Origin of the sequence: Trichocoleus sp. ST-U1, assembly GCF_039961835.1 — a bacterium.
Lineage (GTDB): Bacteria > Cyanobacteriota > Cyanobacteriia > Cyanobacteriales > FACHB-T130 > FACHB-T130.
In genome coordinates, this window is sequence record NZ_JAMPJZ010000140.1 from 1 (window position 1) to 7293 (window position 7293).

Below are 7293 nucleotides of genomic sequence, written 5' to 3' on the forward strand. Positions count from 1 at the left end.
AAAATGGTTGATACTTTGCTTGCTACTGCACTTGATTTAGTCAATCCAAAACACCTACGCAACTGGTTCACAAACTGCTGCTACTGTACTTCATGAACTTGCAATCTGCTGTATGAGGGCGAGCAAATCACTTATATGCTGTTTAATGATGGAGAGATTTTGATGATATTTTTACCCATCAGCGAAACCCGATGCCTACCTCCAAGACAGAATCAAAGCAACTTCTAGAACGCTTAATTTTTGAAGATGAACGTCCTAAAGATTGGGTACAAGATGTTTGGGGATTGAGTCCCACTTTGGGAGAAAGTGCTGCAAAATTGTTAGAAGTTTTTGAAGCGTTGATTGAGTGCTGTCCTGAAGAGAAGTTAGAAAATTTATTGCAAACTTTGTATCAGGATTCGCTTGAGTAATTATTTTAATTAAGGACGCGATCGCACTTTTCCTGAGATAAAAGCGATCGCCATCAGGATGCGATCGCTTCTAGGGAACTTGCGGGCAATTTTCTTAAGACATTACCCACCTTACACCAGACCACAGCGCTTTAGGCTTAAGCAGCTTGGTTAGACTCATTCAAGGCAGAACGCTTATTTAGCGATAGCATCACGCGAGAAACTCCCGTGGACAGAACGCTGGCACCCACCAGGGTTCCAATTAACCAAGGGGCATTGAAGGGCCACTGGAACCAAATCATTGCGCCCAACACCAGCGTAATGATGCCGTCTGTCAGCACCCATGTCCAATTCTGTTGCGGACGCACCCGGAATGCCAGGATCAGGTTAAATACACCTTCGGTCAGCAAAAAGCTACCTAGCAACAGAGTCAGCGTCAGGACACCTGTTAAGGGGTAGAAAAATAGCATCACGCCTGTAGCAATGTAGAGGGCGCTCAACAGGAGTTTCCAAATGAAACCTCCTTGCTCGCGAGTTTGAAAGGCATAGACCGCCTTGGTCGCTCCCGCACTCGCTAAGATCAAAGCAATCCAAGTCTCAGCGACAATTGTCGAGACATTCGGTACAGCGATCGCAACTATCCCCAGAATAATCAAAAGAGCGCCCGTCAAGAGCGATCCATTAATACCTTTGTTCTTGTTGATGTCAGTAGAAACGTCGGTTGTCATACAAATTTTTTTTCTATGCACGAGTGGGCTATAGGTTCAGGCTAGAAAATTTCTCCAGAACTGGGTAGAACCTTAAGGTAGACCATCCTGCAACGCCAAGCTCTACCTCCTGATATAGTTTCCGATCGCATTTTTCCATGAATTTGTGGGAGCGATCGCTTATTCTGGCTCCTCTGGTACTTTAGACTTGATGGGAAACCTAGAATAAAAGGTAAAGCTTGTCTGATTCTGCTCTTGGAGGCTGCCGCAATGGTACAAATACCCTCTAAATCCCTCACCTTAGAAGAGTTTTTGAAACTCCCAGAGACCAAGCCTGCCAAAGAGTATATCAATGGTGAGGTGATTCAGAAACCAATGCCTAAAACTCGCCACTCCAGGGTTCAGGGAAAGTTGACGGGTACAATCAATGACGTTGTTGAGGAACAGCGGATTGCCTATGCTTTTCCGGAACTACGGTGTACATTTGGAGGACGGTCAGTTGTTCCTGATATTGCCGTTCTTCGCTGGAACCGAATTGAATTTGATGATGACGGCGAACCTGTAGATGATGTATTAATTGCTCCAGATTGGACGATTGAGATTTTATCTCCAGAACAAAGTTCAAATCGAGTAACGGGTAATATTTTGCACTGTCTCAAGCATGGTTCCCGGCTTGGATGGCTAATCGATCCGAGCGATCGCTCTGTACTAATTTTCCTACCTAACCAACAACCAGAATTATGTCAAGGAAGCGATCGCTTAGCTGTTTTAGACGGCATTGACCTGGAATTGACCGCAGAGCAAATTTTTGACTGGTTAAGAATGAGAAGTTAAACGGTTAGGTTTGTCGTGCGGAAGCGCTCGCACTTATCGAACTTGCCGCTAACTCCATTCAAGACTCACTGCATAACATCGGCATCCACTTGAATATTGTGAGAGTCCGCTGTTTGCCTTCCTTTTCTATGAATTATGAATGTTGACCAGTTATCAAGAAATCAACCTCGGTAATATTACGGTGGTCTAAGAGTTTACATTTAAAATACACTATGTGCAACAAGAATTAACTCAAAAATAAAAATAGTATGAATTCAGAAATAGAGCAGCTCCTGCAATGGATTGCCAATATTGGAATTAAAGGCTTCGGTTTTCTTCCTTCCGCAGAACAAGTAGCACAAAATCACTTAGCAAAAGCTAGTAGTGTAGAAGATGCAATTAACTCTGTAATTGCATGGCGTACTACTTCTGCTGCTGGAACAGGATTTATAACTGACTTAGGAGGAATTGCTACATTACCATTAAGTATCCCAGCTAGTTTAGCGATATCTTATGCATTAGGAGCAAATACTGCTGCTGCAATTGCAAAACTTCGTGGGTACGATATCAACTCGGATCAAGTAAGGACTATGGTACTGCTATCTTTGATCGGGGAAGCTGGAGAAGAAGTTCTACGTACAGCAGGTATCGCGATAGGAACTAAAGTTGCTAAAAATATAATTAATCAGATTCCTGGAAAAGTTCTAATTGAAATTAACAAAAAAGTTGGATTCCGGTTAATTACAAAAGCTGGAGAGAAGGGAGTGATTAACCTTATGAAATTCGTACCTATAATTGGCGGAATTGTCGGAGCTACTTTTGACGCGGGATTTGTTAATGCTTGTGGGCAAAGTGCCAAGAGAGTATTTTGCTAAGAGCTGATTTGTAAAGTAAATCTTAAGCCGCTAATCGCCGAACCATCAGACGGATTAAGGAACCATAAATCATCGCTTCGCTCACTTCTGAATACGCCTCATAATCCTTGCTCAAGCGCCGAAATCGGTTCAGCCATCCGAAAGTCCGCTCCACAATCCACCGCTTGGGCAACTGCTCAAACGTCTGGGAGTTTCGTGCGAGCACTTCCACTCGCACCCCATCTCCACATACCTGCTCAACAGCATTGGCAAAGTTCTTGCCAGAATAGCCCCGCTCGACCCAAATTACTTCTAATTTGGACAATTTTTCCTTGGCTTCATCCAGCACAACCACCGCCCCTAATCGTTCTGAGGCGTTCGCTTCGGTTACTAATACTCCAATCAATAAGCCTTGAGAGTCCACGACGATATGGCGCTTACGTCCTTTAACCTTCTTGCCACCATCAAAACCGTAGACCTCCCCCTTTTTTCCGTCGTTTTGACGGATTGAGAATCGGCAATCGCAACGGTAGAGTGTTCCTCTCGACCTAATTGCGTTCGCAGTTCCTGGCGCACTTGGTCGTGAAGAAGTTGCCAGATACCTTTGCGTTGCCATTTGTGAAAGTAACCGTACACGGTGCTGTAGGGAGGCAGGTCATGGGGCAACATTTCCCATTGGCATCCGGTGCGTTGTACATAGAAAATGCCATTGAGAATTTCTCTAAAATTGACTTCCACCGGATGACCAAAGCCTTTGGGTTTGGGCAACAGCCGTTTCAATATCTCCCACTCGGCATCACTCAAATCGCTGGGATATGGTTTTCGTTGGGGATTGGCTATTTCAGGCAGGCGAGTCATCATGAGTGCAACTATTCAACCTGATCTAGCCTAAAATCTGCCTAAGGCGAATCCAGAAGCTTTTTAGATTCTCTTTATAAATCAGCTCTAACATTGGACAGATAACGAGCACGCTTGGGGCTAAATTATTCTGTAATTCCCTTCATTGCCCCTTCTACATTTTCCAACTGTGAAATTTTGAAATACGGCAGTAGTCTATAGAATAGACTCCCATAATCAGTTATTCTAACAACCAGCCAAATATTTCGCCTACCGTCAAGCGGAGTTCGCTAGCAAATGAAGGGACGGGAAGCTGCTGTTCTGGCTGGTCAAACACCTCTGGCTCTTGCTTGGGTTGATAAACAAATATAGTCTGTTCGTTTGGGTCAATCAGCCACCCTATTTGTGTTTCGTGTTTGAGAGAATGCAGAATTTTTTTTGTGACTTTCGTAGCACTTTGGTCAGGAGATAAGATTTCAATTATCCAATCAGGAGCTACTTGAAATACATTTGCTACACCGCCATTTTCCTTGCGGGGAATTCTCTCCCAGGTAAATACTGCTACATCTGGTACGATTGACCGTCCACCAAACGTACACCGCAGTTCTGGAAATGCTCGTGCAAGTTTTTGGGGCTTAACAACAGCATTAACAGCAATAATTAGTTCACCTTGGAGGGTACTATGTTCTCCCTGCGGCATTGGCTTTTGAATAATCTGACTATCAACGTACTCGCTGGCGGGTTCAGTTTCTGGTAGAGCCAAAAACTCTTCTAAAGTAAGAGGTTTAGCGGGTGTTTGTACCATTTGAGGTTACTCCCATTTATGCTGAATCCAAATATAGCTACGCAGGGTGAGCCTTACCTACCAAAACCATTGAGACTGATCGTTACCTATCCTCAACTTATCCGCCGTAACCAGCCAAATACTTGCTCAACTGTCAATTCTAATGGGATATCTTGGGGGACAGGCAAGCGATCGCTATCTCTCAGCAATGCCATCCGAGCATCTGACCACAGCACAATAATCACTCGTTCTGTCGGATCGATAAGCCACCCTAATTGAGTTCCTTCTTGCAGGCAAGTTTGAATTTTAGCAATCAATTTAGTGGTGCTTTGATCGGGTGAGAGAATCTCAATCATCCAATCAGGCGCACCTTCAACAGCGATATTCTCAGAAGGGACTCGGTCTTGGTGAATAACGGTAATATCAGGAACAACAGAATTACTACTTAAGATGCAGCGTAGCTCTGGAAAAGCTTCATAGGGTGAATCCGCTTGGTCAATTGCAGCCGTCAGCCGTTTCTGCAAGATGCTGTGGAAAGCTGTGGGCATAGATTTTTGATTTATTTGTCCGTCCATTAACTCCCAAGCTGGCGACTCCTCAATATTCGGCAGCTTCAGGAAGTCTTGCAGTGTGAGCCGTTGGGTAGTGGTAGCCATCAAGATTCGTAAGATTGCTTGTTACTTAGCGGTTAAAGCTAGGGTTGCGATAGGTATTGCCCACCGCAACCTTTGAGACTTATAGATTGAGTTTAACCAAGGCAGCGAGAATTGATGCTCAAAAGCGATCGCGTAACTTATGCCCCACAAGCGCGGCTTCTCTTGCCTACACTTTAAACTTCTCGGTAATCCGTTTCATCGCCTCATTCACATTTTCCCGGCTATTAAATGCCGATATGCGGAAGTATCCCTCACCCGCAGCACCGAAACCAGAACCAGGAGTTCCGACAACATTGCAGGTTTGCAGCAACTTATCGAAGAAATCCCAACTCGATAAACCATTGGGCGTCTTCACCCAGACGTAAGGCGCATTTACGCCGCCATACACCGCTAATCCGGCTGCTGTCAGTTGTTCGCGGATAATTTTGGCGTTTTCCATGTAGAAGCTAACTAGCGCCTTCGTTTGCGCTTGTCCTTCCTCGGAGTAAACCGCCTCTGCTCCGCGTTGCACGATGTAGGACACGCCATTAAACTTGGTAGACTGGCGGCGGTTCCACAGCTTCCACAGTTCCACATCGGAACCATCGGCGGCTTTGGCTTTAAGCGTTTTCGGCACAACCGTCAACGCACAGCGGGTTCCGGTAAAGCCTGCATTTTTGGAAAACGAGCGAAACTCGATCGCACAATCTCTTGCACCTTCAATTTCGTAAATTGAATGGGGAAGCTCTGGATCGGTTATAAATGCTTCGTAAGCCGCATCGAAGAAAATGATCGAGCCATGAGCTTTTGCATAATCCACCCACGCTTTCAGGTGTTCCTTGGTGGCGGTTGCTCCCGTAGGATTATTGGGGAAGCAGAGATAAATTAAGTCAACTTTCTGCGAAGGAATCTCAGCGGTGAAGTTGTTCTCTGCGGTGATGGGTATATACACCAAGCCGCCAAACTCGCCTTTATCGTTAGCAGCGCCAGTGTGTCCCGCCATCACGTTGGTGTCTACATAGACGGGATAAACCGGATCGGTGACAGCGATCGCGTTATCATCGCCGAAGATATCGAGAATGTTACCTGTGTCGCACTTAGAACCGTCGGAGATGAAGATTTCGGAAGCATCAACTTCGCATCCCCGCGCTTGGAAGTCGTGTGAGGCAATTTTCTCGCGCAACCAAGCATAACCCTGTTCTGGGCCATAGCCTTTGAAGGAACCGCGATCACCCATATCTTCAACGGCTTTAATCATCGCCGTGCGACACGCTTCCGGTAGGGGTTCCGTGACATCGCCAATTCCCAGGCGAATAATTTTTGCGTCAGCATTTGCCTCTGCGAAGGCATTCACCCGCCGCGCAATTTCGGGAAACAGGTAGCCAGCTTTGAGTTTGAGGTAGTTATCGTTAATCGTTGCCATGTTGAATCGCCACGAACGCCGTAAAATAGCTTACTGCCAATCGTCGCGTTACGATTCCACGGTTAATCCTGTTAAGTGAACAAAGATTATAGATTGGGTCAGTGCCCTAGCGTCACTCCCAAACTACAGACAGCCAACTAGGATAAGCAAAAGAATCCTTACCTTGCAACTTTGAACCTGGGTAAGTTTGGAATACTTGGCTGGCTACCGCTTGAAGATTATCCATGAGCTTGTCATCTTCGCCTGTAGCTTCAAAAGCCAGACTCCACGAATCCTTGCCATTAATATTTAGCTGAGTGAGTTCAACAGCACAGTCTTGGTAAACACGCTGCGATCGCTCCTTCTTCACACTCATCCACGACTCTTTTCCCGCTACCTCTGCGGGAATAAAGCATTTTGAAGTGGGATCTTCACACGTCCACTTTGCCCATTTCTCTGCCTTCCCCTGCACCAAATCCCCAAAACGCAGCACTTCTAATTCGGCTTGACGCCACTTGATTTCCAGCTTTCCTTGCCGCAGTTTGATACCCAGGTAATCACAGTTAGGTAAGTATAAATACCAGTCTTCTCGGTCTTCTGGTGACTTTATCTGTCCACTGAGGCTCTCTTGATTAAACCAATGTTCAATCTGTGTGGGGATTATGCCGTGATAAAACCAGCGCAGTTCCATCGTTACTAGCATCAGTTTTTCCTACCCAAAATGTTCAATTGCCGACTTTGAGGCTGCGTGACAGGAAGAAATCGATTCCTATAAGTGCTTAAGCAAAATTAATTACATATTCGGTTCCGACTTTTTTTAGCACATTTTTGACATACTTTACTAAACTTTTCCAGTCCCGATAAGCCTCTAT

At 45.4% G+C, this 7293-nt stretch carries 9 protein-coding genes; 3 read left to right on the forward strand and 6 right to left on the reverse strand.

What is annotated here, in order from left to right:
- Window positions 1–191: 191 nt before the first annotated feature.
- Entirely contained in the window at window positions 192–410 is a 219-nt protein-coding gene (locus tag NDA06_RS25865) for a hypothetical protein (RefSeq protein ID WP_190434334.1), read from the forward strand.
- A gap of 137 nt (window positions 411–547) precedes the next feature.
- Here the strand turns inward: NDA06_RS25865 and NDA06_RS25870 are convergent, their stop codons facing one another.
- Window positions 548–1117 carry an HdeD family acid-resistance protein gene (locus NDA06_RS25870; RefSeq protein ID WP_190536333.1) on the reverse strand — a complete coding sequence of 190 codons (570 nt, stop codon included), beginning with the start codon at window positions 1115–1117 and terminating at the stop codon, window positions 548–550.
- Window positions 1118–1366: 249 nt separating this feature from the next.
- On the opposite strand from NDA06_RS25870, the gene NDA06_RS25875 reads away from it, so the two are divergent.
- Window positions 1367–1930: a Uma2 family endonuclease gene (locus tag NDA06_RS25875; protein WP_190412337.1), complete on the forward strand. Its 564-nt coding sequence runs from the start codon at window positions 1367–1369 to the stop codon at window positions 1928–1930.
- A 248-nt stretch (window positions 1931–2178) separates the two neighbouring features.
- Window positions 2179–2784 carry an EcsC family protein gene (locus NDA06_RS25880; RefSeq protein WP_190987172.1) on the forward strand — a complete coding sequence of 202 codons (606 nt, stop codon included), beginning with the start codon at window positions 2179–2181 and terminating at the stop codon, window positions 2782–2784.
- Window positions 2785–2806: 22 nt separating this feature from the next.
- On the opposite strand, the gene NDA06_RS25885 is transcribed toward NDA06_RS25880, so the two are convergent.
- From NDA06_RS25885 to NDA06_RS25905, 5 genes are all read right to left on the reverse strand, one after another.
- Window positions 2807–3621 (reverse strand): IS5 family transposase gene (locus NDA06_RS25885; RefSeq protein ID WP_190987173.1). Its coding sequence is split into 2 segments (ribosomal slippage): window positions 2807–3255 and window positions 3255–3621, totalling 816 coding nucleotides; the frame shifts between segments, so codons are not numbered across the junction.
- A 220-nt stretch (window positions 3622–3841) separates the two neighbouring features.
- A complete protein-coding gene (locus NDA06_RS25890) occupies window positions 3842–4405 on the reverse strand; it encodes a Uma2 family endonuclease (protein WP_190987171.1) in 564 nt (187 codons plus the stop codon).
- Between the two features lie 92 nt (window positions 4406–4497).
- On the reverse strand, window positions 4498–5040 hold the full coding sequence (locus NDA06_RS25895; RefSeq protein WP_190987170.1) for a Uma2 family endonuclease: 543 nt from the start codon (window positions 5038–5040) through the stop codon (window positions 4498–4500).
- Window positions 5041–5206: 166 nt separating this feature from the next.
- A complete protein-coding gene (locus tag NDA06_RS25900; protein ID WP_190987169.1) occupies window positions 5207–6442 on the reverse strand; it encodes an LL-diaminopimelate aminotransferase in 1236 nt (411 codons plus the stop codon).
- 112 nt (window positions 6443–6554) lie between these two features.
- Window positions 6555–7124 (reverse strand): hypothetical protein, encoded by a 570-nt coding sequence (locus NDA06_RS25905; RefSeq protein ID WP_190987168.1) that lies wholly within the window; start codon window positions 7122–7124, stop codon window positions 6555–6557.
- Window positions 7125–7293 lie beyond the last annotated feature (169 nt).

Coding starts and splice junctions, on each gene's coding strand:
- NDA06_RS25865 (WP_190434334.1), top strand. CDS start 192: ATGCCTACCTCCAAGACAGAATCAAAGCAACTTCTAGAACGCTTAATT.
- NDA06_RS25870 (WP_190536333.1), bottom strand. CDS start 1,117: ATGACAACCGACGTTTCTACTGACATCAACAAGAACAAAGGTATTAAT.
- NDA06_RS25875 (WP_190412337.1), top strand. CDS start 1,367: ATGGTACAAATACCCTCTAAATCCCTCACCTTAGAAGAGTTTTTGAAA.
- NDA06_RS25880 (WP_190987172.1), top strand. CDS start 2,179: ATGAATTCAGAAATAGAGCAGCTCCTGCAATGGATTGCCAATATTGGA.
- NDA06_RS25890 (WP_190987171.1), bottom strand. CDS start 4,405: ATGGTACAAACACCCGCTAAACCTCTTACTTTAGAAGAGTTTTTGGCT.
- NDA06_RS25895 (WP_190987170.1), bottom strand. CDS start 5,040: ATGGCTACCACTACCCAACGGCTCACACTGCAAGACTTCCTGAAGCTG.
- NDA06_RS25900 (WP_190987169.1), bottom strand. CDS start 6,442: ATGGCAACGATTAACGATAACTACCTCAAACTCAAAGCTGGCTACCTG.
- NDA06_RS25905 (WP_190987168.1), bottom strand. CDS start 7,124: ATGCTAGTAACGATGGAACTGCGCTGGTTTTATCACGGCATAATCCCC.